Genomic DNA, 24,738 nt, shown 5'->3' on the forward strand with positions numbered 1-24,738 from the left:
TGAGCCTGTTTACGAGCCCGTCAGTGCGCTGGGGAGATGGTAAACAGGTTCGGCGACGTGGGATTCACCTGTTGATACGACGAGATAATAGATCATGAAAAGAAAATCATTGGTTCTGAGTGCATTGGCGCTGAGCCTGGCAATGAGCATGGGGCAAGTCTCTGCGGCGACAGAGGCAACGGTATCGACATCCAGCCAGATGCCAAGTCTGGCTCCGATGCTCGAGAAAGTGATGCCTTCCGTCGTCAGCATCTCCATTGAAGGGCATACCGACGTCAAACGCAGCAATATTCCGCAGCAGATGCAGCCTTTCTTTGGCGAGAATTCGCCGTTCTGTCAGGATGGCTCGCCCTTCCAAAACTCCCCGATTTGTCAGGGAGCAGAAGATGGAGGAGAAGAGGGCACACCGGCAAAACGTGAGAACTTCCAGGCGCTGGGTTCCGGCGTAGTGATTAACGCCGAGAAAGGCTATGTGGTGACCAATAACCACGTGGTAGAAAACGCCGACAAGATTCAGGTGCGGCTCTACGATGGACGCAGGTATGACGCCAAAGTGATCGGAAAAGATCCGCGTACCGATGTTGCGCTGATCCAACTGATCGATTTTAAAAATCTGACGGCCATCAAGATCGCCGATTCCGATCAATTGCGCGTGGGGGACTACACCGTAGCGATCGGTAACCCGTATGGTCTGGGCCAAACGGCCACGTCCGGTATTGTTTCAGCACTGGGGCGCAGCGGGTTAAATATCGAAAATTATGAAAACTTTATTCAGACTGATGCGGCGATCAACCGGGGCAACTCCGGCGGTGCGCTGGTTAACCTGAACGGTGAACTTATCGGTCTGAATACTGCCATCCTGGCACCGGACGGCGGAAATATCGGTATCGGTTTTGCCATTCCCAGTAATATGGTGAAAAACCTTGTGGCACAGTTGGTTGAGTTTGGCGATGTGAAACGCGGTGAACTGGGCATTACCGGTACCGAGTTAAACTCCGACTTGGCGCAGGCGATGAAAGTGGATGCGCAGCGCGGCTCGTTTGTCAGCCAGGTCAGGCCGAAATCTGCTGCGGATGAAGCTGGCATCAAAGCCGGTGACGTGATTTTGACGTTGAACGATAAACCGATCAGCAGCTTTGCGGCATTGCGTGCGCAGGTCGGCTCGTTGCCCGTTGGCAGCAAGGTTAAGCTGGGGCTGCTGCGTGAGGGCAAACCGTTAACAGTGGAAGTCACTTTGCAACAAGCCAGCCAGACACAGATGGCATCCGGTAATCTCTACACCGGTATCAGCGGCGCATCACTCAGCAACACCGAAATCGACGGTCAGAAAGGCGTGAAGGTGGATGATGTGAAAGCTGGTTCGGCGGCAGCGAAAATTGGCTTGAAGAAGGATGACGTGATCCTCGGTGTGAATCAGCAACCGGTGCAGAACCTCGGAGAACTGCGTAAAATTTTGGACAGCAAGCCTCCGGTATTGGCGCTGAATGTGCGGCGCGGTGATACAACGCTCTATCTGCTGGCACAATAAACGTTAGCGATTTTAGACTGAAAGGAGCGTATTATTTACGCTTCTTTTTTATTTCTGCTTTCGCAATCCGTCTCCTCGCTATTATTTTGTGATATTTCCTGCAATTCTAAGTAATTAGGTCGATGTTTGTGAAGTTGCATAATGTCCAGGTTTCGGGGCAACGTTATGATAGTGCAATTGTCACTTTCTCTTTCCAGGGGTGGGAATGGCGTCATATCACCTCAACGCAAAGCTGGCTCAGGATATCGTTGCGCGCACCATGCAGATTATTGATAGTAATATCAACGTAATGGATGCACGTGGGCGAATCATAGGCAGTGGCGATCGGGAACGTGTCGGGGAACTGCATGAAGGCGCGCTGCTGGCCTTGTCACAAGGGCGCGTAGTTGACGGTTGCGCGCTATCTGCATGGCGTTCGGCTTGGTATCAACTTACCGTTGCGCATTGAGATTCTTTACAACGAATACAACATCGTAGCCGCCTTTAGCGTGGCGATTTTATTGCTGCTGATGTCGTTAGTGGTATTGCTGCTGCGCCAATGGAGCGAAGGGAGTCTGGCAAAACAGGTTGAGAAACACCAACAGGAGCTGGCTCAAAATGAGCATTGATATTCGTAATATAAACAAACAGTTTGGCCAGTTCCGGGCCTTGAATGAAATCAATCTGGCTATCAACAGCGGCGAGCTGGTGGCGCTGCTGGGGCCGTCGGGCTGCGGCAAAACGACCTTGTTGCGCATTATTGCCGGTTTGGAAAAACCGGACAGCGGGCAGATTGTTTTTCACGGTGAAGATGTGTCAGTGCACGATGTACGTGACCGCAACGTGGGCTTTGTGTTCCAGCATTATGCGCTGTTTCGCCATATGACCGTTTTTGACAACGTGGCGTTAACGTGGCGTTTGGGTTACGCATGAAACCGCGCAATATCTGTCCTTCCAAGCGTGACATTGAAGCGAAAGTGCATGAGTTGCTGGATATGGTGCAGCTAGACTGGCTGGCGGATCGCTATCCAGAGCAGCTCTCTGGCGGTCAGCGCCAGCGTATTGCACTGGCGCGCGCGCTGATTGTCGAGCCGCGTATTTTGCTGCTGGATGAGCCTTTTGGGGCGTTAGATGCCAAAGTGCGTAAAGAGTTACGCCGCTGGCTGTCACGTTTGCATGAGGACATCAATCTGACGTCGGTGTTTGTGACGCACGATCAGGAAGAAGCGATGGAGGTTGCCGATCGTATCGTGTTAATGAACAAAGGCGTTATCGAGTAGATTGGCTCACCTGCGGAGGTGTATAATCACCCGGCCAGTGAATTTGTCTATCACTTCCTTGGCGACAGCAACCGCCTGAAAGTGGCACACAGTGATAAACCGATCCTGTTCCGCCCGCACGAAGTGGCGATTTTAGCTCAGGCACGAGAAGGGTTCCAGCCCGTAGTCGTACGCGATATTCGTCCATTAGGCGCGTTGACCCGTCTGTCGCTGAAAGTCGAAGGCGAACCCGAACTGATTGAAGCTGAAGTGGCACAGGATGATATCAACCTCAACGGTTTGAAGCGCGGTGATGTTATCCAGTTCAAATCTAAAGTGTATAACCACGATTGGGAAATTTGAGCGACGCAGGTTTGGTAACAGCATCAACCGGTTCACAAAAACAAAAACGCCCGCAATCGCGGGCGTTTTTCATTGACGGTAAAAATCAACGGTAATCAGGGTTGGACACCACAGAGTAACGTCCGCTGCCCACCAGCGTAATGATCAAGCCACCGAAGAAGTAGAGCGCTTCCACTTCCACTTCCAGTGCCCAGGCACCGACTTTGGTCAGGGTAAAGAAGTTACCGATACCGACCATTAGTGTGGCAACCACCAAGGTAAAGGCGGCGATCAAACCTGAAATGCGGGTAAAGACACCCAAAATAATCAGGATCGGCGCAACCACTTCACCAATGTATACGCCGTAAGCAATAAAGCCAGGTAGGCCAGCAGCTTGCAGCATCTGCACAATCCAACCCACGCCGTGCTCTATTTTGGCTACACCGTGAAACAGCAACAAAATACCAATGGTCAGACGCAGTAACAGAATGCCCGTATCCTGATGGTCTGCGAGGCGGTTGAATGACCGATTGAGCTGAGCAATCATAATAATTACATAATAATTAACCCTATGTATGTTCACAAAAATTGTGGGAAGGACAACAGGACGTAGTGTCCCCATTTTAGTGACGCAGAGAAAACAAATTTATTTGACATAGCTAGTCAAAAAAATTGCTGTGGTAGTACGGGAGCGGCTTGCAGACGGTAATGCAGTGAAAAAATAGCGTCGGAAAACAAGGTTGGAGAATGAAAGCGTTAAACAAACAGGGAAGGACAACGAGCGAATTGGACGAACGAAATTTCTCACCTGCACGGCGTCGTGTATGTGGAAACGTAGCGTTTGGGGTTAAGCGAGAAAATGTCTGCGGAAATGGTGGGTCGTGCAGGATTCGAACCTGCGACCAATTGATTAAAAGTCAACTGCTCTACCGACTGAGCTAACGACCCGCAGAAGTGGTGGGTGATGACGGGATCGAACCGCCGACCCCCTCCTTGTAAGGGAGGTGCTCTCCCAGCTGAGCTAATCACCCTCGCTGTGTGGAGTCGCATTATAGGGATAGTTGAAAGTGAGTCAACGGTTTTTAAATGCAAAATGCGTGTTCGTTGTAAAATTAGGCAAGACGTCGTTTTTCTAGGCATTCCTGGTTGATAATTCGGCGGATTATTGACCCTATTCCACGCTCAATGTGGTTACAGCGTTGAGGAATCAGGGCAGAGTGATAGAATATCGCCCACTTTTGACTGGAATCGTCGCTGGTGCCCGCCAGTCGCCCTTAAGTAACAAGGCTTATTATCCCAATGAAAATCAAAACTCGTTTCGCGCCAAGCCCCACTGGCTATCTGCATGTCGGCGGTGCTCGTACTGCGCTTTACTCTTGGCTCTTTGCTCGTCACCATAAAGGTGAGTTTGTTTTACGCATCGAAGACACTGACCTGGAACGTTCTACCCAGGATGCCATCGATGCCATTATGGACGGCATGAACTGGTTGAGTCTGGATTGGGATGAGGGTCCGTACTACCAGACCAAGCGTTTCGACCGCTATAACGCAGTGATTGATGAGATGCTGGTGCAGGGCACGGCCTATAAATGCTATTGCAGCAAAGAGCGTTTGGAAGCGTTGCGTGAAGATAAGATGGCAAAGGGTGAAAAACCCCGTTATGACGGCTGCTGCCGCGATTCTCATGCGCATCATGCCGATGATGAGCCTCACGTGGTGCGTTTTCGTAACCCGCAAGACGGCTCCGTGATTTTCAATGACCGTATTCGTGGTCCGATCGAATTCAGCAATCAGGAACTGGACGATCTGATCATTCGCCGTACCGATGGTTCCCCGACCTACAACTTCTGTGTGGTGATCGACGATTGGGATATGGAGATCACGCACGTTATTCGTGGTGAAGATCATATCAATAATACGCCGCGCCAAATTAATATCCTGAAAGCGTTGGGTGCACCGGTGCCGGAATACGCCCATGTGCCGATGATTCTGGGCGATGATGGCAAGAAACTGTCCAAACGTCATGGTGCTGTGGGCGTTATGCAGTATCGTGATGATGGTTATCTGCCGGAGGCGCTGCTCAATTATCTGGTCCGTTTGGGATGGGCGAATGGCGATCAGGAAATTTTCTCCATCGATGAGATGACGCAGTTATTTACGCTGGATGCGGTCAGTAAATCCGCCAGCGCCTTTAATACCGAGAAGTTACAGTGGCTCAACCACCACTATATCAATCATCTGCCAGCTGAATATGTAGCAACGCACCTGTCATGGCACATTGAGCAGGCCGGGATCGATACCCGTACCGGGCCGCAACTGAGTGAGCTGGTGACACTGCTGGGTGAATGCTGCAAGACGCTGAAAGAGATTGTGGCGTCCTGCCGTTATTTCTATGAAGATTTTGCCGAGTTCGATGCCGGTGCTGCCAAAAAACACCTGCGCCCGGTTGCGCGTCAGCCGCTGGAGCTGGTGCGGGAGAAACTTGCCGTCATCAGTGACTGGACGCCGGAAAACATTCATCACGCCATTCAGGGCACGGCGGACGAACTGCAACAAGGCATGGGGAAAGTTGGCATGCCGCTGCGTGTGGCGGTAACCGGCGCGGGCCAATCACCGGGCGTGGATGTCACGGTACATGCAATTGGTCAGCAACGCGCATTGGCTCGCATCGACAAAGCACTGGCCTTTATCGCTGAGCGTGAAGCGCAACAATAATCGCGTAACTCACCGATCAATTCACGCCCCGCGCCATCACCACGATATCGCCGCGTTCTACTCTCAGTGCCGATGGCAGAGTGGCCGAGTGCAGATAGACGGGGCCATGTACCACCATGTGTATTCCGATGCTGCGTTCGCAGGGGAATAGCAGTGCCATATCCGGTTGCATGGTGCTCAAGGACAGCTTGCGTGAAGACAAGATGTTCTGCCCTAGCACGTCGGCCAGTAAATCAGTTGGCATTGGTTTTACGATCCATGCCTGAATTTTTAGACATGATATATGGATTTATTTGCATGTGTAATCCAAATATTTGCGCATAGCATGTCATTCATTGATATCCCTTCGGGTGTTTATCCCTGCGCGTCAGCACGCCATTACTGGCACAGGCTTAAGCCATCCCCCACTTAATGAAAAAAGGAAAGACAAGATGTCGAAAACACTGGTTATCGTCGCACACCCAAATTTGGCTCAGTCTCGTATCAACAAACATTGGGTCGAGGCGCTGCAAAAGCATCCTGAGCAGATCACCGTGCACGATTTGCATGCGGCTTATTCCGATGGAAACATTGACGTTGCCGCGGAACAGGCGCTCATTGCGGCTCACTCGCGCATTATTCTTCAGTTCCCCATGTTCTGGTTTGCTACACCAGCTTTTCTAAAGCAGTGGATTGATCAGGTGCTGGCTTACGGCTGGGCTTATGGTCCCGATGGCGATAAATTCGAGGGTAAGTCACTGGGGCTGGCCTATTCGACGAGGGGGGGGGACGGCACAGGCTTATCAGGCTGGTGGACAAAACCATTTCTCGCCCAGTGAACTGACCAAATGGCTGGAACTGACTGCCGTCTTTATCCGAGCAAAATTTCTTCCTAGCCACATTCTGCATGGTGCAGGTCAGGGCATTAGCGATGAGACATTGGCTGAGAGTACGCAGGCTTACCTCTCAAGCTTACTGGCTGAGAAACGCTAACGCACAGCCCGCTATATAGCCTTGAGCCGCGAGGCTCCACTCATCAGGAAAATTTCATGAAAGCAATACGACTCACAGAGATCCCAGGGATTGATCATTTGGCCCAGGCTTCGTTAAACGATCCCGGTGACCCTGGCCACGGCCAGATAAGGGTTCGCCTGCATGCAAGCTCCCTTAATTACCATGACCTCAGCGTTGTGAACGGTGCGCTTAAAACGGCCCCCGGGCGCATTCCCTTATCCGACGGCGCAGGCATCGTTGAAGCTGTTGGCGCGGGTGTCACTGAATTCGTCGTGGGCGATGATGCTGTTGTTTCCACCTTTTTCCCAACATGGCTTGATGGGGCTCCGTCGTTAGCGGATTTTTCCTCTACCCCAGGGGATGGCATTGATGGATATGCGCGTGAAGTTGTTGTCACTGCCGCACAAGCCTTTACGCATATGCCGAACGGTTATAGTCACGCGCAAGCGGCGACATTAACCACGGCGGGCCTGACGGCCTGGCGCGCCTTGGTTGTGGACGGCAACCTGCAAGCGGGGTCGACCGTTCTGGTTTTGGGTACCGGCGGCGTATCCATTTTCGCATTACAGATTGCCAAGTCGAGGGGGGCTACGGTAATCGTCACATCTTCCTCTGACGAGAAACTGCAATGCGCAAAAGCATTGGGGGCAGATCATCTCATTAACTATCGTCGTGATGAACAATGGGCTTCGCGTGTCATGGAGATCACTGCTGGACGAGGCGTAGACCATGTAGTGGAGGTCGGTGGACCTGGAACATTGGGGCAGTCTATCCTGTCAACACGCGTTGGTGGGCATATTGCTCTGATTGGTGTCCTCCGGCGTTTCGGGGGCAATCCCAACGGCCGCATTGGTCACTCGGCAGATTCGTCTGCAAGGCGTTGTGGTCGGCAGCCGTACGCATCAACAAGAAATGATACGTGGGTTGGCTGCCAGTGGTATTTACCCTGTTATTGACCATACCTTTGCGCTTGATGACATTGCTGAGGCCTTCCGATTGCAGCAGTCAGGCTCTCACTTTGGAAAAATCGTGCTGGAATTTTGATGGCAGGTATGTAACCCGCCGCAAAATCACTGCGGCGCAATTGCCACCTCTACCGCCTTTGCCATCGCATCAGGGATCACGCTGCCATGGTGTTTGCCTTCGAACATAATAAAGGTCGTTGAGGGATTTTCAGTGTGCAATTGTGCCGCAAGATCGCGCGCTTTGGTTACCATGGTGCGCTGCGCTTGACGCTTGGCTCGCTTGGGATCAACCGGTTGGTTGGGATCTGCTTTTGGCGGCTTCTCCTCATATTCTCCCACGCTTATCGTGATCGATGTGGGTTGCACGGTAAGCAGCGGAGAACGATTGGGGATCACAACACCCTCTCCCCACCAGATAGACGGGCTGGCGGCCAGATAACGCTGGAAGGATTCCCCATGGTTAAACAGGGTGTAGAGTACGAATAATCCGCCAAAGGAGTGACCAGCCAGTGTCTGTTGCTGGGGATTGGCGGGAACTCGAGCTTCTACCCAGGGTTTTACGCTGTGTTGTACAAACTGATAGAACTGCTCGGCTTCTCCTCCTGTGCCAAAATCAGGATCGGGCGTGGGGGCGGGGGGCGTATAGTCACGGGTGCGGGCTGGAATGTCATACCCTTGATCGATACGGTAACCGATGCCAACAATCACTGGCGCTGGCCCTTGGGTTGGCGTGTAACTGTTGACCGCCAGCGAAAACTGGGCGTTGGCATCCAGCACATAGAGTACTGGACGTTTTTCCTGCGCCACAATATCGCGTGGTGTTGCGATGAAGATGCGGTAAGGCAACTGATGCGTACTTTCCATATCGTGCTGTTCAATGCTGAAGTAGCGCTTTGCGTTTTCAGTGGGCGTCGCGACAGGGGGCTGTGCCCGCACGGGTAAAAGGCTAGAGGCAATCAGAGTAATAAGCACAACGGGTAAAAAGCGCATAATAACCTGTTAAGGTTCTGATGAATAAGTAGGAAGATGATAATAAAACCCGTTATCATTACCAGCGTTTTTTCAGTGATCATGCGGATCATTGTGCTGGAAGCGTTGATAAAAGCGGCGTGCTGGCGGCTTTTTCAGCGGTTGACCGGAGAAATAGATTTAGCCGTTGACACACCTGAGCGGGTTGCATATTATTCGGGCCGTTCACACAGACAATCGGTATCACCGTCTGGTGCAATGGGGCTATAGCTCAGCTGGGAGAGCGCTTGCATGGCATGCAAGAGGTCAGCGGTTCGATCCCGCTTAGCTCCACCACTCCTTCCTTGTTTGTATTCTATTTTTTGTTTGTCTCCTGTGATCGATCATCACACGTTTCAATATTGCACTTTAGTATTATTCGATTCAGGCAGCAGGCGGTTTGCATCGTTGCACTGCCGCCTGCATAAGCGATTCTATTGCCGATCCGAATCGGGTAAATGTGGCACCCAATCAATGGGAGACAGCCCTTGTTGTGTCAGTAACTGGTTAGCCTTGGAAAAGTGGTGGCAGCCCAGAAAGCCACGGTGTGCTGACAGCGGTGACGGATGCGGAGATTTCAGCACATGATGGCGCTGCGTATCGATAATGCTGCCTTTTTTTTGCGCGTGTGAACCCCACAACAGAAACACGATGCCATCACGTTTTTCATTTAACGCGCTGATTACGCGATCGGTAAAGGTTTCCCAGCCGAGATTAGCGTGTGAATGCGCCTGACCCGCCTCAACCGTTAACACGGTGTTTAACAGCAGCACACCTTGCTCTGCCCAGCTTTGCAGACAACCATGCTTGGGAATCGTAAAGTCGGGGATATCGTTCGCCAGTTCCTTATACATATTCATCAATGACGGCGGTGCTGGAATGCCGGGACGGACGGAAAATGACAGGCCGTGCGCCTGATTTGGCCCGTGGTACGGGTCTTGGCCCAGGATCACCACCTTGACCTGATTAAACTCCGTATAGCGAAATGCGTTGAACACATCTTTCTGCGGGGGATAAATCACCTTTCCTGCGGCGCGGGCCTTGCCGACAAACTCCAACGTTTGCACAAAATAAGGCTGCTGCTTTTCCTGTGCCAAAACGTCATGCCACGTTAGCGCGGTTGTCATCCTGTCCTCGATGATGTTGTGAAAGAGGGTTGTAGCTTACCGATCTCCGGCCACGAGGTAAAACACTGTGGCGGAAAAGTTGATTGTCGAGAACGGTAATTATAAAAAAAGTTGAAAATTTACAAAAAAATTGCATTACGGTTTTTGGGTAAAATTAATGTAAAACAATTAATTGCTATCGGTGGTGTTTTCTAGGCCCTAAATTAATTGATTTAAATCAAATATTTATGGCTAAGGTGCTGGTATATAACTACACAAGGTAAGTGAATTTTATTTTGTGGTTAAAACCTCGTGTTGGTGAGTACTGCAACCCTTCCCAGGTTCAGACACGATTACGCTGTTTTACGGAGGCAATTTATGGTTACTGGCATTCAAATCACTAAAGCTAACAACAACGCTCTGGTTAACTCTTTCTGGCTGCTTGATGAAGAAAAATCAGAAGCACGCTGCGTGTGCGCGAAAGCAGACTACAGCGAAGATCAAATCGTTCCTGTAAGCGATCTGGGGAAGTTTGAATATCGTGAAGTTCCGTTGGAAATCAAACCGGAAGTGCGCGTTGAAGGTGGACAACATCTGAACGTCAACGTTTTGCGTCGTGAAACGCTGGAAGATGCAGTACAACACCCGGAAAAATATCCGCAGCTGACCATCCGTGTTTCTGGCTATGCAGTGCGTTTCAACTCACTGACCCCAGAACAGCAACGTGATGTGATCACGCGTACTTTTACAGAAAGCCTGTAATTGCACACGGTTGGTGATAAAAAAGGGAGCGAAAGCTCCCTTTTTTTGTTCCCGACGCGCTCGCCGGGAGAAAATATCGAAACGGAATTACTCTGCGCCTGACGCTGTATCACCCGTTTTTTGCGTTGGCTGGCGGCGCTTACCCACATTCTTGCTGTCACGGTAGCGCACTTTCACTTTGGTTTTTTCTTTCTCTTTTTTCTTTTTCTTTTTTCTTTTTCTTCTCTTCTGCGCGCTTGGCCAGTACTTTTTCGACGGTTTACCACTGGTCTTTTCGCTTGGCGCTTTGGTTTTCGGACGCAACTCATCAATCACGCGCGCTTTCAGAGGCTCGTTCAAGTAGCGACTGATCTTGCCAAGCAACAAGTGATCGTGGGCTTCTACCAGTGAAATGGCACACCCTTTTTTACCGGCGCGCCCGGTACGACCAATACGGTGCAGATAAGTATCGGCCGTCAATGGAAGATCAAAGTTGAAAACGTGGCTGACATCGTTGATGTCCAACCCGCGCGCGGCAACGTCAGTTGCAATCAACACATTGACGAGTCCATAGCTCAGACGTTTGATGGCCTGATTGCGTTTGGCCTGCACCATTTCGCCTTCCAGATGGCAACTGTTGATGCCCGCTTCACGCAGCCAGGCTGCGAGTTCATGCACGCGCTCGCGTTTACGCACAAAAACAATGGCACGAGTAGTTTCCGGCTGTTTTAGCAGATGCGCCAGCAGCGCGGTTTTGTGTTCAATATCATCAGCGCGGTAAAACCATTGCAGGATTTTTTTACGCTCACGTCGCGAAGGGTCTGCTTCGATTTCTACCGGCTCTTTTAACAGTCGTTCAGCAAAATCTTTGACAGCATTGCCTTCCAGCGTGGCGGAAAACAGCAAGGTTTGTGTACGCCAGCGTGTTTCACCCGCAATATGCTCGATATCCTGGGCAAACCCCATGTCCAGCATCCGGTCCGCTTCGTCCAGAATCAGGGTTTCTACCGCGCGGCAGTCAAAGTTTTCTTCTTTGATGTATTGCAGCAGGCGCCCCGTTGTCGCCACGACAATATCCTGATTCTCACTGAAGACTTCAGCGTGGTTCATATATGCCACACCGCCAGTGATGGTCGCCACGTCCAGATGGGTATGCGCTGCCAAGGCTTTGGCCTGATCGGCCACCTGCATCGCCAGTTCACGCGTGGGGGTCAAAATCAGAATACGCGGTGGCCCTGATTTTTTACGCGGGAAGTCAATCAGATGCTGCAACACCGGCAGCAGATAAGCTGCTGTTTTTCCTGTTCCTGTTGGCGCAGAGCCAAGGACATCTCTTCCTTCCATCGCGGGTGGGATCGCCGCAAGCTGAATAGCGGTGGGGCGCTCATAGCCCAGATCGCGCAAGGCATCTAGCAGGCTTTCATCAAGATCAAGATCGGAAAATTGGGTTGCAGTCATGGTCTACCTCTGTTTGGGGCGCTGATTATAGACGCATTACGCGTGCATTTCATCATCTGTTTACACCCCATATATGTCATGTCGTCCCGATTTACAGGGGCTACACGGTGGGGTGCTTTCCCTGTGATAGGGATTCCCTTATGCTACGGCGGTTTTCAGGAGGAGCAGTACATCATGCATCAGCACGCAGCGCGAGCACAAACATTGCGACGCAACGGGTTTACATTTAAACAATTTTTTGTTGCGCACGATCGTTGTGCAATGAAAGTGGGCACAGATGCCATTCTGCTCGGTGCCTGGTCTGCGGCGCTGCAAAACGGTCGTGTTCTGGATATTGGCTGCGGTTCCGGCATTATCTCTCTGATGCTGGCACAGCGTAGCCCCGACGCCGTGATAATCGATGCGGTTGAATTAGAGACTGAAGCCAGTATGCAGGCCCAAGAGAATCGGCTGGCCTCGCCCTGGGCATCTCGTATTGTCGTAGTGAACGCTGATATTGTTAATTTTGCGGCACAAACCACATCACGCTATGCCTTGATTGTCAGTAATCCCCCTTATTTCCCGCCGGGCAGTGCGTGCCGAACTCAAGAGCTCAGCACAGCCCGCTATACTGAAAGCTTGTCTCACGAAACCCTGCTCCACTGTGCAGCCATGTTGCTGGCGCCGGAAGGCTGCTTCTGCGTAGTGTTGCCCATTTCGGTTGCCAGTGACTTTTGCACGACGGCATGCCATCAGGGGTGGTGGGTACGTCAACGTCTGGTGGTGCGTGAGAAAGCGGATGGCAAACCTCATCGGCAACTGTTGGCCTTGTCGAAACAAGCTGGTGCGTGTGATACGCAAGCGCTCATCGTTCGCGCGGATGATGGCAGCTATTCTTGCGATTTTCGCGCATTGACCAATGATTTCTATTTATTTATGTAAGATATACGTTGTCGTTAAAGATGGTGATGGCATCCTCAGACTCGAACGGTGCTATTGAACACGTTTTCGCGTATGATCCCCTGACTGCCTTTGCGAAAGAATAGAAAGCGGCGCAACCTCCAAGGATGCAAACGTCGACGTGCGAAAGTACATGGGCAGGGCTGAGCAATATAAAGAAGAAGGTGTAAGCGCCGTTGGGAACTTTTTTTGACAGGCGATGTCTGACTTACAGCTTGCTCAAGATTATTCAATAACGATATGGCTGGCAGTACTATTTTACGTGTGGAGAACGGTTTGAGGAGACATTACCTCGGATGAGCGAGCAGCTAGCGGATCGCATTCTGGTCGAACGTGTCCAGAAGGGCGACCAGAAATCTTTTAATTTGTTGGTGGTGCGATACCAGCACAAAGTGGCGAACCTGGTCTCACGGTACGTTCCTCCTGGGGATGTGCCGGATGTGGTGCAGGAGTCGTTTATCAAAGCCTATCGTGCGCTGGAGTCTTTTCGCGGTGATAGCGCGTTTTACACCTGGCTGTATCGCATTGCCGTAAACACGGCCAAAAATTATCTGGTTGCTCAGGGGCGGCGACCTCCGTCGAGTGACGTTGACGCCAATGACGCTGAAAATTATGAAACCGCCAGCGCATTAAAAGAAATATCGAACCCTGAGAACTTAATGTTGTCAGAAGAATTGAGAAGTATTGTTTTTCGAACCATTGAAGCATTGCCAGAAGATTTACGGATGGCGATTACGCTACGCGAACTTGATGGCCTGAGTTATGAAGAGATAGCCGCCATTATGGATTGCCCGGTCGGCACTGTTCGTTCTCGCATATTTCGTGCGCGAGAAGCGATCGATAACAAAGTACAACCGCTAATTCAACGTTAACCCGGTTTTCGCGTTAACCATGATGGATTTGACAAGGTAAGGGTATGGGTATGCAGAAAGAGAAACTTTCCGTTTTAATGGACGGCGAGGCAGTGGATACCGAACTGCCTAACGCATTGGGGCGGGATGCTGAACTGCAGAAAAGTTGGCAAAGCTACCATTTGATTCGCGATACGCTGCGTGGTGACGTGGCCCAGAGTGTTATTCAGGTTGATATTGCTGCGCGCGTTGCACAGGCGATTGCCGAAGAGCCAGTACGTATTGCACCTCAGGCGATTCCCGAGGCGCAGCCTCATCCAGATACCTGGTCCTGTTTGTCGTTCTGGGACAAAGTGCGTCCTTGGGCAAGCCAGTTGACCCAGGTTGGCGTGGCTGCCTGTGTCTCATTGGCAGTGATTGTTGGCGTGCAGATGCAACGGACGCCCGATCAAGCTCCCGAAGCACAGAGCGACATGCCCGCGTTCAGTACACTCCCTGCCATGGGCACGGCTTCCCCGGTAAGCCTGGGTGTGCCGTCGGAAAATGTGGTGTCGCACGGTGGTCAACGTCAGGTTGAAGCACAGCGTAACCGCATTAACGTCATGTTGCAGGACTATGAGTTGCAGCGTCGTCTCCACTCTGAGCCGTTGCAAGGTCAGCAGGATAAAGAACAGCAGGCCGCTATTCAGGTGCCTGGCACTCAATCTTTAGGAACGCAATCTCGTTAATGAAGCGCGTTGGGTTTTTTTTTGCATTCTGCTCGGTTGCTTACCCTATTCAACGACCGTCCTGGCGCAACCTGCGTCAGGTACGGTGTTGCGGCCTCAACCCTCATCAGCGCTGCAACAGATGGGCAATGCTATTCGAGCATTGAATTATGAAATACATTTCATCAATATTTCCCGGCAGGGTATCGAATCTCTGCGTTATCGGCATGCCCGTATAGACAATCGTCCATTGGCGCAACTGCTGTTTATGGATGGGCCTCGTAGAGAAATCGTGCAGCGAGACAGGGACATCAGCTATTTCGATGCCGATCTTGAACCCTTTTCGCTCTCCGGCGATCACATCATTGATTCTTTCCCCAGCCTTGTTTATGCCGATCATCAATCGCTTTCTGCGTTCTATGATTTCATTCCGGCGGCGGGAAGAGTGCGTATAGCCGATCGTCTGTGCGAAGGCATGCGGATCATTTCTCGTGATGGGACGCGTTATAGCTATAGCGTATGGTTTGATGTTGCCACCAAACTGCCGCTGCGTATTGATTTGCAGGATCGCAATGGGGAACGGCTTGAACAGTTTCTGGTGACATCGCTGGTGGTCAGTGATGATATCCGTGAGGCACTGCGACCATTATTAACCGAAGGCTTACCGCCGCTGCTGACCACGCCATCGGTTGAAACCGTCGCCCTGACCTGGATTCCTGAATGGCTGCCACAGGGCATGAAAGAGATCTCCCGTACCCGCAGAACCCTGCCCGGAATCAGCATTCCGGTTGAATCACGCCTGTTCAGTGATGGTTTATTCAGCTTTTCTGTTAATATTACGCCATCGTCAGAATCCCGTGCCGAACAGTATGTCACGACGGGAAGGCGAAGCGTGCATACAGAAATTCGCAATGGTTACGAAGTGACGGTGGTGGGGGAATTGCCCCCTGCGACAGCTAAACGCATTACTGATAATGTTATTTTTCAATCGCAGTAAATCGTAAGATGTAGGACGCAGGTATGATCAAAGAGTGGGCGACTGTGGTTTCCTGGCACAATGGCATGGCCGTGTTGCATTGTGAGCAGCGTTCCGGGTGCAGTGGTTGTCAGTCGCGTAAAACCTGTGGAACCGGGCTTCTGAGTGAATTGTGACTCTCTGCGCAACAGTCGCTGCACGTTCCGTGCGAGCAACTCTTGCTGCCTGGCCAACGGGTTGAATTGGGGACTTCCGAAAGCAGCTTATTGCGATCCGCCATGTTGGTCTATTTAGTCCCTTTACTGGGGTTGTTCATTGGCGCGGGGCTGTTGCAGTCGCTATTCGGAAACGATCTGGCAGCGGTGCTTGGGGCAGTATTGGGCGCGGCGCTGGCATTTATTCTGGTACGCGGCTGGTCGCTTAAGTTAGGCGAGAAACGTCATTATCGTCCGGTTATTTTGCAGATAGCCTTGCCTGGACAACCCCTGCAAATCGAATCCTGAGCCTCATTTAACCGGGCTGGCCGCTGCGCCGCCCGGCAGTATCTTTCCGGTATTTTCTTTGTCCCGTGCGGTCTGGCTCGCCTATCAACTCCTTCTTTTTTCGTGTTGTCTGCAATGATGGAATAAAAGCGCCATAATCAAAGGGAATACGGGTTGATGATTAGGTTTTCCGGCGTCTGACATGTAGAATGCATCGGTTCTGGTGAAAGGAGGAGGCATTGCCGCCATTTTCATCGTATGCGTATGCCAGACGGCAATAATTTCAGAAATACCAAGGTAGAAAAACTTTTATAATGAAGCATATACGAAATTTCTCCATTATTGCCCATATCGACCACGGTAAGTCGACGCTCTCTGACCGCATCATCCAACTTTGCGGCGGTTTATCTGACCGCGAAATGGCGGCGCAGGTGCTGGATTCCATGGATCTGGAACGTGAACGCGGTATCACCATCAAAGCGCAGAGCGTAACCTTGGATTACCATGCCAAAGATGGTGAAACCTACCAGTTGAATTTCATCGATACACCGGGGCATGTTGACTTCTCCTATGAAGTTTCACGTTCGTTGGCGGCGTGCGAAGGCGCACTGCTGGTGGTAGACGCAGGACAAGGCGTTGAGGCCCAAACGCTCGCTAACTGCTACACCGCGATGGAAATGGACCTGGAAGTGGTCCCGGTGCTGAACAAGATTGACCTGCCCGCTGCCGACCCAGAGCGTGTGGCAGAAGAGATTGAAGATATTGTCGGTATCGATGCTACCGATGCGGTGCGCTGCTCGGCGAAAACCGGTGTCGGCGTTCCCGATGTGCTGGAGCGTCTGGTAAAAGAAATTCCACCGCCAGAAGGCGATCCCAACGCACCGCTTCAGGCGCTGATCATCGACTCCTGGTTCGACAACTACCTCGGTGTGGTCTCGCTGATCCGTATCAAAAACGGGGTGTTGCGCAAGGGCGATAAGGTTAAGGTCATCAGTACCGGTCAGGTCTACAACGCCGATCGTTTGGGGATTTTCACGCCGAAACAGGTCGATCGTGATGTGCTTAACTGCGGTGAAGTGGGTTGGTTGGTGTGCGCCATTAAAGACATCCTTGGTGCTCCGGTAGGGGATACCCTGACACTGGCTCGTCAACCGGCTGACAAAGCGCTGCCTGGCTTCAAAAAGGTCAAACCCCAGGTTTATGCTGGTTTGTTCCCGGTTAGCTCTGATGATTACGAAAACTTCCGCGACGCGTTGGGCAAACTCAGCCTCAATGACGCTTCTCTGTTCTACGAACCAGAAACCTCGACGGCGCTTGGCTTCGGTTTCCGTTGTGGCTTCCTTGGCCTCCTGCATATGGAGATCATTCAGGAACGTCTGGAACGCGAATATGATTTGGATCTGATCACCACCGCGCCGACGGTTATTTACGAAGTGATGACCACGCGTCAGGAAATTGTCTACGTCGACAGCCCCTTCAAGCTGCCGCCGTTAAACAACATCGAAGAGTTGCGCGAGCCTATTGCTGAATGTCACATGCTATTGCCGCAGGAATATTTGGGCAATGTGATCACCTTGTGTATCGAGAAGCGTGGTGTGCAGACCAACATGGTTTACCACGGCAACCAAGTGTCGTTGACGTATGAAATTCCGATGGCGGAAGTGGTGCTTGATTTCTTTGACCGACTCAAATCGACCTCGCGCGGTTACGCGTCGTTGGATTACAGTTTCAAACGTTTCCAGGTCTCTGACATGGTGCGAGTTGACGTAATGATTAACGGTGAACGTGTTGATGCCCTGGCACTGATTACTCACCGCGACAATTCACAGTATCGCGGTCGCGAACTGGTGGAAAAAATGAAAGAGCTGATCCCGCGTCAGCAATTTGATATTGCCATTCAGGCGGCGATTGGCAACCACATTATTGCGCGTTCGACGGTGAAACAGCTGCGTAAAAACGTATTGGCGAAATGTTACGGCGGCGACGTGAGCCGTAAGAAAAAGCTGTTGCAGAAACAGAAAGATGGTAAGAAGCGCATGAAGCAGGTCGGCAACGTTGAATTGCCGCAAGAAGCCTTCTTGGCCATTTTGCACGTTGGTAAAGAGAGCAAATAAACCCTGAGGAGTTGGCATGGCCAATATGTTTGCCTTGGTTTTGGCGCTGGCGACGATTGTCACCGGCATTGTCTGGTGTTTCGAACGCTTTAAATGGGCGCCAGCACGCAAGGCGAGAGCAGAGGCTGCGCTCAACGCGCAGCAGAATGGCAGCACTGAAGTTGTCACGATTAAACAGCCTGGTTGGATTGAAACCTGCGCTTCGGTGTTTCCCGTATTGGCGCTGGTGTTTATTGTTCGCTCCTTTATTTATGAGCCGTTCCAGATCCCATCAGGCTCGATGATGCCGACCCTGTTGATCGGTGATTTTATTCTGGTCGAGAAGTTTACCTACGGAATAAAAGACCCCATCACGCAGACGACGCTGATCCCCACCGGGCATCCGCGCCGGGGAGATATCGCGGTATTTAAATATCCAGAAAATCCGCGTTTGGACTATATCAAGCGTGTGATCGGTCTGCCGGGCGACCGGGTTTCTTACGACCCGCTTAGCAAACAGGTTACCGTTCGTCCCGCCTGTGAAGGTACCGCGTGTGACAGCGCTGTTGCGGTGACTTACAGTAACCTCGAAGCCAGTGATTTTGTCCAGACTTTCGGGCGCCCGGGTACGGAATCGAGCAGCGGTTTCTACCAACTGCCACTCGGCGAGGAAAAGCCGGGGGGGGGGCGTATGGGCGTTCATCAGGAGACGTTGGGTGATGTCTCGCACCGCATTCTGGTGGTGCCGGGCAACCAGGATCAGTTGGGGATGTATTACCAGCAGTCGCGCCAGCCGCTTGCTACCTGGGTGGTGCCAAACGGACACTATTTCATGATGGGGGATAACCGTGACAATAGCGCTGATAGCCGCTATTGGGGCTTTGTCCCGGAAAAGAACCTGGTAGGTCGGGCAACGGCAATCTGGATGAGCTTTGAGAAACAAGAAGGTGAGTGGCCAACGGGCGTGCGCTTAAGTCGAATTGGCCGAATTCATTAATCACCGTGATAAACCCGCAGCATTATTTTCGGGTACGTTGTAGAATTGTTGTATATCCGACGTCATTCGCCGTTGCAGGTAGAGTCCTGCAACGGCGAATGTAACGGGAATAAACGAAAAACGCAGGCTCCGTTCGGAGCCAATGCAAACGAAACAGCTTTGTGACGCTATGTTGCCGCTAAGGGTGACCCGAGCAGGGCTGTTCCGTATGCTGCGGTAAATAGGTATTGTTGATCTATTGGTAACACATGAACCCCATCTTAATAAATCGGTTACAAAGAAAGCTGGGCTATACTTTCCAGCAGTACGACCTGTTATTACAGGCGTTAACGCACCGTAGTGCCAACAGCAAACACAATGAGCGTCTGGAGTTTCTTGGTGACTCCATACTGAGTTTTGTGATTGCGAATGCGCTTTATCATCGCTTTCCTCGCGTGGATGAAGGAGATATGAGCCGTATGCGCGCCACACTGGTGCGCGGCAATACGCTGGCGGAAATTGCGCGCGAATTTGAATTAGGCGAGTGTCTGAGTTTGGGGCCCGGCGAATTGAAAAGCGGTGGTTACCGCCGAGAGTCTATTTTGGCTGACACGGTTGAAGCGCTGATTGGCGGTATTTTTCTGGACAGCGATATTCAGAATGTCGAAAGATTGATTCTGAATTGGTATCAGACCCGACTGGATGAAATTAGCCCGGGAGATAAACAGAAAGATCCTAAAACCCGGCTGCAGGAGTTTCTGCAAGGGCGTCATTTGCCATTGCCTACCTATCTGGTGGTGCAGGTGCGCGGTGAAGCACACGATCAGGAATTCACTATCCATTGTCTGATCAGTGGTTTTGATGAACCCGTGATTGGTACCGGTTCAAGCCGTCGTAAGGCGGAGCAGGCAGCGGCGGAACAAGCGTTGAAAAAACTGGAGATTGAATGAGCGAAGAACAAACCTACTGCGGTTTCGTCGCGATTGTTGGGCGACCCAACGTGGGCAAATCCACGCTGTTGAACGAACTGCTGGGGCAAAAAGTCTCCATTACTTCGCGTAAGCCGCAAACCACGCGTCACCGCATTATGGGGATCCACACTGAAGGCCCTTATCAGGCTATTTATGTGGATACGCCGGGGCTGCACATTGAAGAAAAGCTGGCGATCAACCGCTTGATGAACCGTGCTGCCAGCAGTTCTATCGGTGACGTTGAGCTGATTATCTTTGTGGTGGAAGGTACTCACTGGACTGATGACGACGAGATGGTTGTTGGCAAACTGCGCGATCAAAAACGTCCGGTACTGTTGGCGATCAATAAGATCGACAACGTGACAGATAAAACCAAGCTGTTGCCGCATATCCAGTTTTTAAGTGAAAAGATGAACTTCCTCGATGTGGTTCCCCTTTCTGCGGAAAAGGGCACCAACGTTGATACCGTTGCCAACATCGTGCGCAAGCATCTGCCTGTGGCCGAGCACCACTTCCCGGAAGATTACATTACCGATCGCTCACAGCGCTTCATGGCGGCAGAAATTATTCGTGAAAAACTGATGCGTTTCCTGGGCGAAGAATTGCCCTATTCAGTGACGGTGGAGATCGAGCGTTTCGTGACCAACGATCACGGTGGCTATGACATCAATGGATTGATTTTGGTTGAGCGCGATGGTCAGAAGAAAATGGTGATCGGCAACAAAGGTGCCAAAATCAAGACGATCGGCATTGAAGCGCGCCAGGATATGGAGGCCATGTTTGAAGCCAAGGTGCACCTTGAACTGTGGGTGAAAGTGAAATCCGGCTGGGCGGATGATGAACGAGCACTGCGCAGCTTAGGCTACATAGACGATTTATAAGGTCAACGCCGATGGAGGGCTGGCAGCGCGCGTTTGTCTTGCATGGGCGACCTTACAGTGAAACCAGCTTGCTGCTGGATCTTTTCACAGAAAACGAAGGACGTGTGCGCGTCTTGGCAAAAGGCGCGCGCGCGCGCCGCTCCCCGCTAAAAGGGTGTCTTCAGCCGTTCACTCCGTTGCTGGTTCGCTGGGGTGGGCGTGGTGAAATGAAAACGCTGCGTAATGCCGAGCCTGTGTCGCTGGCTTTGCCGCTCACCGGCATCATGCTTTACAGCGGTCTCTACGTAAATGAATTACTCGCCCGCGTGCTGGAGCATGAAACCAACTTTTCCGCACTCTTCTTTGATTACCTGCACTGTTTGCAACAGCTGGCTGCGCTGAGTTCCTCACCAGAACCCGCGCTGCGCCGTTTTGAATTGGCCCTGTTAGGCTATCTCGGTTACGGAGTTGATTTTCTGCACTGCCCTGGCAGCGGGGAGCCGGTGACTGATACCATGACCTACCGCTACCGCGAAGAAAAAGGATTTATCGCCAGTATGATTGTGGATCAGCGCAGTTTCACCGGCTATGAGCTGCGTGCGCTGGCGGCAAGAGAATTTCCCGATATGCAAACGTTACGCGCTGCGAAACGCTTTACGCGTATGGCGCTCAAACCCTATCTTGGTGGCAAACCGCTAAAAAGCCGCGAACTGTTTAAAAAATCTGCTGTTTTACGTCCCTCTGTTCCTCCAGCGGCAAAAAAATAATGACCTGAGTGGTAAACGTACCAGCCTCACCGTTCCCGAAGATTACCGCAGTGGTAACGAACCGAAAAGGCGGTGTACACTGGTCGCTTAACAGTGATTTTTTGAGGACTGATTTCATGGCTGAGCTTTTGCTGGGTGTAAATATCGATCATGTGGCGACCTTTCGTAATGCGCGTGGCACTGCATATCCCGATCCGGTGCAGGCCGCGTTTGTTGCCGAGCAAGCCGGTGCGGATGGCATAACGGTTCACCTGCGTGAAGATCGCCGCCATATCACCGATCGCGACGTGCGTTTGTTACGTCAAACTTTGCAGACGCGCATGAATCTCGAAATGGCTGTGACAGAAGAAATGCTGGCGATTGCCTGTGAACTTCGTCCTCACTTTTGTTGCCTGGTACCAGAAAAACGTCAGGAAGTAACCACAGAAGGCGGGTTGGACGTTGTGGGTCAACTGCCACGTATGACATCGGCTGTAGCGCGTCTGCGCGAGGTAGGGATTCAGGTTTCCCTGTTTATCGACCCCGATCGCGCGCAAATTGATGCTGCCGTGGCCGTAGGCGCGCCCTATATCGAAATCCATACCGGTGCTTATGCTGACGCACAAGACGATACGCTGCGCCAACAAGAGTGGGCGCGCATTCGTGATGTGGCGGTTTATGCGGCCAGTAAAGGACTGAAGGTAAACGCCGGGCATGGCCTGACGTACCACAACGTGCAAGCTATTGCCGCCTTGCCTGAAATTCATGAGCTCAATATAGGGCATGCCATTATTGGTCGTGCAGTCATGAGCGGATTAGCAGATGCCGTCGCGGAAATGAAAGCATTGATGCGGGAAGCCCGCCGTTAATGGCTATTCTGGGACTCGGTTCGGATATTGTAGAGATCGCCCGTATCGAGGCGATTATCGCCCGGTCAGGCGATCGTCTGGCGCGCAGAGTTTTATCTGCGCAAGAGTGGTTACACTATCAGCAGCACCAGCAGCCCGCGCGTTACCTTGCCAAGCGCTTCGCCGTTAAAGAAGCGGCGGCGAAAGCGTTAGGTACTGGTATTAGCCAAGGGTTGGCCTCCGAGCAGTTTGAAGTTTTTAACGATGCGTTGGGTAAACCCTGCTTGCGACTCTGGGAGCAAGCGCAATCGCTGGCGGAGAACTTGGGGGTGGATGAAATCCACGTAACCATCGCTGACGAACGGCACTATGCGTGTGCTACGGTGATCCTTGAGGGTGAGCGAAAACGCCCGATCACAGACGATCGGCGTGGTGCATAACGACAAATTTCTCCCATAATTGCTCCTGCGTTTCCACCTGCTGTGGGTCGCGAACGATTGTGTTGTCAATCGGGCATACCTTTTGACAGGTGGGCGAATCGTAATGGCCCACGCACTCGGTGCAGCGCAGCGGATCAATCTCATAGGTTTCCAACCCCATGGAGATTGCCTGATTGGGGCATTCAGGCTCGCACATATCGCAGTTAATGCATTTGGGGGTGATCAGTAACGCCATTTCAATATACCTTGCAAAATCAGGTGCGGATTATACCTGCAACGGCACAGAGGAGCATCCTCTTTCCTCGACTCCTGTCGAATAAAATAGCGTAGTAAGCAAGATAAACAATAAAGTTTTCTGCGGCTGTGCCGATATCTATGTTCTTTAGTATAAGTAGGCTAACAGCGTATCGCATCAGGTCTTATGACAAAACGTATCGGGCAGCAGGGGAATTTAGGGGTTATGGGTTATACAGACACTGCCTTCTGAATTAGGGGATGCGGCAGCTTTCGAACGTCATTATTGGCATCATTGTCAGAGACGCTATAATTTTCAGCCTATTTATCGAACCAGCGGTAAGCTGATGGCCATTGAGCTACTCACCGCGGTGTTTTCGCCTGCGTTTCCGCAGCGATTTGTCTCACCTGAAACCTATTTTGCCAGCATCAATGTCGCCGAATGTTTACAGGTGGTGATTGAGCAAATGCAACTCCTGTCGCACTGGCACCCTCGCTTTATCCAGGATGGGATTCTGGCGTCAGTCAATGTTGATGGTCCCACGCTGCATGCGTTGCAACAAAGTCATGAGGCAAAGCAGTTAGTTTCCTCTATGCCCTAGTTACGGTTCGAAATCGTGGAAAATCAGGGCGTGCTCTCGCAAGAGGTATTGACGATGTTTCCCGAAATGCAGCACCTGTGGCTGGATGATTTCGGCGCTGGCGTAGCTAATCCCTCTGCGTTAAAGGAATAAACCGGTAAGAGATCGGTACGCTGCGTAGCGGGTAATATTTTATCCGTTAGATTATCCAACACCAGCGGAATGGAGGTTGGCGTGGGATAATAAGCAACAATCATATGTGCCTGATTAAGGCGTAATGCTTTAACGTAAGTAATTCGTAACTTTTCATTCGGAATACCGAGCTGACGTAGCGTAAAATATTTTGCAATAGAATAATCTTCGCAGTCAGCCATCCCTTTCCGCAGTGCTTCGATAGGTGTCGCCCAATAATCTTCCTGCTGCCAGATAACACGATCGTCGCAAAACAATAGTCGTTCATTAAAAAAGCGGTTTACCGATTCCAGCAATTTTTTTTCATCGCTGCCTTGCAATGAACCTAATAATGCCTGCCACTCATTGATTCGTTTACGCGCTTCCGGCGTTGCGGGGCCGTAAAGCTGTTCCGTGCCGTGCGCTGATTAATGGTAACGAAATCCCAATCAGCACGCAGCGTTGCCGCCAGCAGTAACAAACTGCTGAAAAGCAGAAGCAGAATCCCTCTATTGCGCAATGTCGTTATCCCGCGGCCATTCACCGATGTTTCTCTTCGCTATTGACTGAACCAGAGTAAGCCTCTCATCCTCATTCCGATGTGCTGGCCTTGTTGCGTGAAAATACGCCATGCTGTCTTGTTGGATACAAGACAAACACGCACACCTTCCTGGCGTGAGGAATAGAAATAGGCGTTGAGGGCGGAAACGCTATCGATACAGACGAATTATCGTCAACTATTATGGCAGAATAACCTACTTTTATGGCA

23 protein-coding genes, 3 tRNA genes and 6 pseudogenes are annotated in these 24,738 nt (G+C 51.4%); 23 read left to right on the forward strand and 9 right to left on the reverse strand.

Annotation, left to right across the window (positions count from 1 at the left end; genetic code table 11):
• The first annotated feature begins 94 nt into the window (after nt 1-94).
• From degP to ACMZI0_RS11035, 4 genes and pseudogenes are all read left to right on the forward strand, one after another.
• The gene (gene degP / locus ACMZI0_RS11020) at nt 95-1,528 is read left to right on the forward strand and encodes a serine endoprotease DegP (RefSeq protein ID WP_415672998.1); all 1,434 of its coding nucleotides are present in this window, start codon (nt 95-97) and stop codon (nt 1,526-1,528) included.
• Between the two features lie 205 nt (nt 1,529-1,733).
• Nucleotides 1,734-1,977 (forward strand): annotated as a pseudogene (locus ACMZI0_RS11025) (sugar diacid recognition domain-containing protein); the annotation flags it as partial.
• Nucleotides 1,960-2,136, forward strand: a pseudogene (locus ACMZI0_RS11030) (sulfate ABC transporter permease subunit CysW); the annotation flags it as partial. The pseudogenes ACMZI0_RS11025 and ACMZI0_RS11030, both read left to right, overlap by 18 nt.
• Nucleotides 2,126-3,129 (forward strand): annotated as a pseudogene (locus tag ACMZI0_RS11035) (sulfate/molybdate ABC transporter ATP-binding protein). The pseudogenes ACMZI0_RS11030 and ACMZI0_RS11035, both read left to right, overlap by 11 nt.
• An 85-nt stretch (nt 3,130-3,214) precedes the next feature.
• Here the strand turns inward: ACMZI0_RS11035 and ACMZI0_RS11040 are convergent.
• The 3 genes from ACMZI0_RS11040 to ACMZI0_RS11050 form a co-directional block, all read right to left on the reverse strand.
• Nucleotides 3,215-3,655, reverse strand: a complete 441-nt coding sequence (locus ACMZI0_RS11040) for a DoxX family protein (protein WP_415672999.1) — start codon at nt 3,653-3,655, stop codon at nt 3,215-3,217.
• A 325-nt stretch (nt 3,656-3,980) separates the two neighbouring features.
• Nucleotides 3,981-4,056, reverse strand: a tRNA-Lys gene (locus ACMZI0_RS11045).
• Between the two features lie 7 nt (nt 4,057-4,063).
• A tRNA-Val gene (locus ACMZI0_RS11050) sits at nt 4,064-4,139 on the reverse strand.
• Nucleotides 4,140-4,407: 268 nt separating this feature from the next.
• Between ACMZI0_RS11050 and gltX the strand changes: the two genes are divergently transcribed.
• Nucleotides 4,408-5,823, forward strand: a complete 1,416-nt coding sequence (gene gltX, locus ACMZI0_RS11055) for a glutamate--tRNA ligase (protein ID WP_415673000.1) — start codon at nt 4,408-4,410, stop codon at nt 5,821-5,823.
• Nucleotides 5,824-5,839: 16 nt separating this feature from the next.
• On the opposite strand, the gene ACMZI0_RS11060 is transcribed toward gltX, so the two are convergent.
• On the reverse strand, nt 5,840-6,067 hold the full coding sequence (locus ACMZI0_RS11060) for a hypothetical protein (protein ID WP_415673001.1): 228 nt from the start codon (nt 6,065-6,067) through the stop codon (nt 5,840-5,842).
• A gap of 187 nt (nt 6,068-6,254) precedes the next feature.
• On the opposite strand from ACMZI0_RS11060, the gene ACMZI0_RS11065 reads away from it, so the two are divergent.
• The 3 genes from ACMZI0_RS11065 to ACMZI0_RS11075 all read left to right on the forward strand — a co-directional run bounded on the left by ACMZI0_RS11065 (nt 6,255) and on the right by ACMZI0_RS11075 (nt 7,860).
• On the forward strand, nt 6,255-6,641 hold the full coding sequence (locus ACMZI0_RS11065) for an NAD(P)H-dependent oxidoreductase (protein ID WP_415673002.1): 387 nt from the start codon (nt 6,255-6,257) through the stop codon (nt 6,639-6,641).
• A 210-nt stretch (nt 6,642-6,851) separates the two neighbouring features.
• Nucleotides 6,852-7,772: a zinc-dependent alcohol dehydrogenase family protein gene (locus ACMZI0_RS11070; RefSeq protein ID WP_415673003.1), complete on the forward strand. Its 921-nt coding sequence runs from the start codon at nt 6,852-6,854 to the stop codon at nt 7,770-7,772.
• Nucleotides 7,699-7,860 carry a zinc-binding dehydrogenase gene (locus ACMZI0_RS11075; RefSeq protein ID WP_415673004.1) on the forward strand — a complete coding sequence of 54 codons (162 nt, stop codon included), beginning with the start codon at nt 7,699-7,701 and terminating at the stop codon, nt 7,858-7,860. The genes ACMZI0_RS11070 and ACMZI0_RS11075 overlap by 74 nt, the downstream gene beginning before the upstream one ends.
• Before the next feature lie 26 nt (nt 7,861-7,886).
• On the opposite strand, the gene ACMZI0_RS11080 is transcribed toward ACMZI0_RS11075, so the two are convergent.
• A complete protein-coding gene (locus tag ACMZI0_RS11080) occupies nt 7,887-8,771 on the reverse strand; it encodes an alpha/beta hydrolase (RefSeq protein ID WP_415673005.1) in 885 nt (294 codons plus the stop codon).
• A 239-nt stretch (nt 8,772-9,010) separates the two neighbouring features.
• On the opposite strand from ACMZI0_RS11080, the gene ACMZI0_RS11085 reads away from it, so the two are divergent.
• Nucleotides 9,011-9,086 (forward strand) — tRNA-Ala (locus tag ACMZI0_RS11085).
• Between the two features lie 137 nt (nt 9,087-9,223).
• On the opposite strand, the gene ung is transcribed toward ACMZI0_RS11085, so the two are convergent.
• Complete coding sequence (gene ung, locus ACMZI0_RS11090) at nt 9,224-9,916, reverse strand: uracil-DNA glycosylase (protein WP_415673006.1); 693 nt, start codon at nt 9,914-9,916, stop codon at nt 9,224-9,226.
• A gap of 357 nt (nt 9,917-10,273) precedes the next feature.
• Here ung and grcA point away from each other — a divergent pair, with 357 nt between their 5' ends.
• Nucleotides 10,274-10,657 carry an autonomous glycyl radical cofactor GrcA gene (gene grcA / locus ACMZI0_RS11095; protein ID WP_415673007.1) on the forward strand — a complete coding sequence of 128 codons (384 nt, stop codon included), beginning with the start codon at nt 10,274-10,276 and terminating at the stop codon, nt 10,655-10,657.
• An 87-nt stretch (nt 10,658-10,744) separates the two neighbouring features.
• Here grcA and srmB read toward each other — a convergent pair whose 3' ends face one another.
• Nucleotides 10,745-12,094 (reverse strand): ATP-dependent RNA helicase SrmB, encoded by a 1,350-nt coding sequence (gene srmB / locus ACMZI0_RS11100; RefSeq protein WP_415673008.1) that lies wholly within the window; start codon nt 12,092-12,094, stop codon nt 10,745-10,747.
• A gap of 174 nt (nt 12,095-12,268) precedes the next feature.
• Between srmB and trmN the strand changes: the two genes are divergently transcribed.
• The 12 genes and pseudogenes from trmN to acpS all read left to right on the forward strand — a co-directional run bounded on the left by trmN (nt 12,269) and on the right by acpS (nt 22,983).
• On the forward strand, nt 12,269-13,015 hold the full coding sequence (gene trmN, locus ACMZI0_RS11105; protein ID WP_415673009.1) for a tRNA(1)(Val) (adenine(37)-N(6))-methyltransferase TrmN: 747 nt from the start codon (nt 12,269-12,271) through the stop codon (nt 13,013-13,015).
• A 314-nt stretch (nt 13,016-13,329) separates the two neighbouring features.
• Nucleotides 13,330-13,905, forward strand: coding sequence for an RNA polymerase sigma factor RpoE (gene rpoE, locus ACMZI0_RS11110; protein WP_195316346.1), 576 nt, complete (start codon nt 13,330-13,332; stop codon nt 13,903-13,905).
• A 50-nt stretch (nt 13,906-13,955) separates the two neighbouring features.
• Entirely contained in the window at nt 13,956-14,612 is a 657-nt protein-coding gene (gene rseA / locus ACMZI0_RS11115; protein WP_415673010.1) for an anti-sigma-E factor RseA, read from the forward strand.
• 10 nt (nt 14,613-14,622) lie between these two features.
• Nucleotides 14,623-15,588 (forward strand): annotated as a pseudogene (gene rseB / locus ACMZI0_RS11120) (sigma-E factor regulatory protein RseB); the annotation flags it as partial.
• A gap of 23 nt (nt 15,589-15,611) precedes the next feature.
• Nucleotides 15,612-16,070 (forward strand): annotated as a pseudogene (rseC, locus tag ACMZI0_RS11125) (SoxR-reducing system protein RseC).
• Between the two features lie 293 nt (nt 16,071-16,363).
• The gene (gene lepA, locus ACMZI0_RS11130; protein WP_415673011.1) at nt 16,364-18,163 is read left to right on the forward strand and encodes a translation elongation factor 4; all 1,800 of its coding nucleotides are present in this window, start codon (nt 16,364-16,366) and stop codon (nt 18,161-18,163) included.
• Between the two features lie 16 nt (nt 18,164-18,179).
• A complete protein-coding gene (gene lepB, locus ACMZI0_RS11135; protein ID WP_415673012.1) occupies nt 18,180-19,139 on the forward strand; it encodes a signal peptidase I in 960 nt (319 codons plus the stop codon).
• Nucleotides 19,140-19,387: 248 nt separating this feature from the next.
• A complete protein-coding gene (rnc, locus tag ACMZI0_RS11140; RefSeq protein ID WP_415673013.1) occupies nt 19,388-20,068 on the forward strand; it encodes a ribonuclease III in 681 nt (226 codons plus the stop codon).
• A complete protein-coding gene (gene era, locus ACMZI0_RS11145) occupies nt 20,065-20,970 on the forward strand; it encodes a GTPase Era (protein ID WP_415673014.1) in 906 nt (301 codons plus the stop codon). Before rnc ends, era begins: the two co-directional genes overlap by 4 nt.
• Before the next feature lie 11 nt (nt 20,971-20,981).
• A complete protein-coding gene (gene recO, locus ACMZI0_RS11150; RefSeq protein ID WP_415673015.1) occupies nt 20,982-21,716 on the forward strand; it encodes a DNA repair protein RecO in 735 nt (244 codons plus the stop codon).
• 116 nt (nt 21,717-21,832) lie between these two features.
• On the forward strand, nt 21,833-22,564 hold the full coding sequence (pdxJ, locus tag ACMZI0_RS11155) for a pyridoxine 5'-phosphate synthase (RefSeq protein WP_415673016.1): 732 nt from the start codon (nt 21,833-21,835) through the stop codon (nt 22,562-22,564).
• The gene (gene acpS / locus ACMZI0_RS11160) at nt 22,564-22,983 is read left to right on the forward strand and encodes a holo-ACP synthase (protein ID WP_415673017.1); all 420 of its coding nucleotides are present in this window, start codon (nt 22,564-22,566) and stop codon (nt 22,981-22,983) included. Before pdxJ ends, acpS begins: the two co-directional genes overlap by 1 nt.
• Here acpS and ACMZI0_RS11165 read toward each other — a convergent pair.
• Entirely contained in the window at nt 22,958-23,218 is a 261-nt protein-coding gene (locus ACMZI0_RS11165) for a YfhL family 4Fe-4S dicluster ferredoxin (RefSeq protein WP_415673018.1), read from the reverse strand. The genes acpS and ACMZI0_RS11165 overlap by 26 nt on opposite strands.
• 346 nt (nt 23,219-23,564) lie before the next feature.
• Here ACMZI0_RS11165 and ACMZI0_RS11170 point away from each other — a divergent pair, with 346 nt between their 5' ends.
• On the forward strand, nt 23,565-23,819 hold the full coding sequence (locus ACMZI0_RS11170) for a hypothetical protein (protein WP_415673019.1): 255 nt from the start codon (nt 23,565-23,567) through the stop codon (nt 23,817-23,819).
• 74 nt (nt 23,820-23,893) lie between these two features.
• Here ACMZI0_RS11170 and ACMZI0_RS11175 read toward each other — a convergent pair.
• Nucleotides 23,894-24,498: pseudogene (locus tag ACMZI0_RS11175) on the reverse strand (transglutaminase-like cysteine peptidase); the annotation flags it as partial.
• Nucleotides 24,499-24,738 lie beyond the last annotated feature (240 nt).

The sequence above is a fragment of the Symbiopectobacterium sp. genome, from assembly GCF_047692315.1.
Classification (GTDB): domain Bacteria; phylum Pseudomonadota; class Gammaproteobacteria; order Enterobacterales; family Enterobacteriaceae; genus Symbiopectobacterium.

What these genes read in the sequence shown, in the direction of transcription:
- degP (WP_415672998.1), top strand. Translation starts at nt 95, where the DNA reads ATGAAAAGAAAATCATTGGTTCTGAGTGCATTGGCGCTGAGCCTGGCA.
- ACMZI0_RS11040 (WP_415672999.1), bottom strand. Translation starts at nt 3,655, where the DNA reads ATGATTGCTCAGCTCAATCGGTCATTCAACCGCCTCGCAGACCATCAG.
- gltX (WP_415673000.1), top strand. Translation starts at nt 4,408, where the DNA reads ATGAAAATCAAAACTCGTTTCGCGCCAAGCCCCACTGGCTATCTGCAT.
- ACMZI0_RS11060 (WP_415673001.1), bottom strand. Translation starts at nt 6,067, where the DNA reads ATGCCAACTGATTTACTGGCCGACGTGCTAGGGCAGAACATCTTGTCT.
- ACMZI0_RS11065 (WP_415673002.1), top strand. Translation starts at nt 6,255, where the DNA reads ATGTCGAAAACACTGGTTATCGTCGCACACCCAAATTTGGCTCAGTCT.
- ACMZI0_RS11070 (WP_415673003.1), top strand. Translation starts at nt 6,852, where the DNA reads ATGAAAGCAATACGACTCACAGAGATCCCAGGGATTGATCATTTGGCC.
- ACMZI0_RS11080 (WP_415673005.1), bottom strand. Translation starts at nt 8,771, where the DNA reads ATGCGCTTTTTACCCGTTGTGCTTATTACTCTGATTGCCTCTAGCCTT.
- ung (WP_415673006.1), bottom strand. Translation starts at nt 9,916, where the DNA reads ATGACAACCGCGCTAACGTGGCATGACGTTTTGGCACAGGAAAAGCAG.
- grcA (WP_415673007.1), top strand. Translation starts at nt 10,274, where the DNA reads ATGGTTACTGGCATTCAAATCACTAAAGCTAACAACAACGCTCTGGTT.
- srmB (WP_415673008.1), bottom strand. Translation starts at nt 12,094, where the DNA reads ATGACTGCAACCCAATTTTCCGATCTTGATCTTGATGAAAGCCTGCTA.
- trmN (WP_415673009.1), top strand. Translation starts at nt 12,269, where the DNA reads ATGCATCAGCACGCAGCGCGAGCACAAACATTGCGACGCAACGGGTTT.
- rpoE (WP_195316346.1), top strand. Translation starts at nt 13,330, where the DNA reads ATGAGCGAGCAGCTAGCGGATCGCATTCTGGTCGAACGTGTCCAGAAG.
- rseA (WP_415673010.1), top strand. Translation starts at nt 13,956, where the DNA reads ATGCAGAAAGAGAAACTTTCCGTTTTAATGGACGGCGAGGCAGTGGAT.
- lepA (WP_415673011.1), top strand. Translation starts at nt 16,364, where the DNA reads ATGAAGCATATACGAAATTTCTCCATTATTGCCCATATCGACCACGGT.
- lepB (WP_415673012.1), top strand. Translation starts at nt 18,180, where the DNA reads ATGGCCAATATGTTTGCCTTGGTTTTGGCGCTGGCGACGATTGTCACC.
- rnc (WP_415673013.1), top strand. Translation starts at nt 19,388, where the DNA reads ATGAACCCCATCTTAATAAATCGGTTACAAAGAAAGCTGGGCTATACT.
- era (WP_415673014.1), top strand. Translation starts at nt 20,065, where the DNA reads ATGAGCGAAGAACAAACCTACTGCGGTTTCGTCGCGATTGTTGGGCGA.
- recO (WP_415673015.1), top strand. Translation starts at nt 20,982, where the DNA reads ATGGAGGGCTGGCAGCGCGCGTTTGTCTTGCATGGGCGACCTTACAGT.
- pdxJ (WP_415673016.1), top strand. Translation starts at nt 21,833, where the DNA reads ATGGCTGAGCTTTTGCTGGGTGTAAATATCGATCATGTGGCGACCTTT.
- acpS (WP_415673017.1), top strand. Translation starts at nt 22,564, where the DNA reads ATGGCTATTCTGGGACTCGGTTCGGATATTGTAGAGATCGCCCGTATC.
- ACMZI0_RS11165 (WP_415673018.1), bottom strand. Translation starts at nt 23,218, where the DNA reads ATGGCGTTACTGATCACCCCCAAATGCATTAACTGCGATATGTGCGAG.
- ACMZI0_RS11170 (WP_415673019.1), top strand. Translation starts at nt 23,565, where the DNA reads ATGGCCATTGAGCTACTCACCGCGGTGTTTTCGCCTGCGTTTCCGCAG.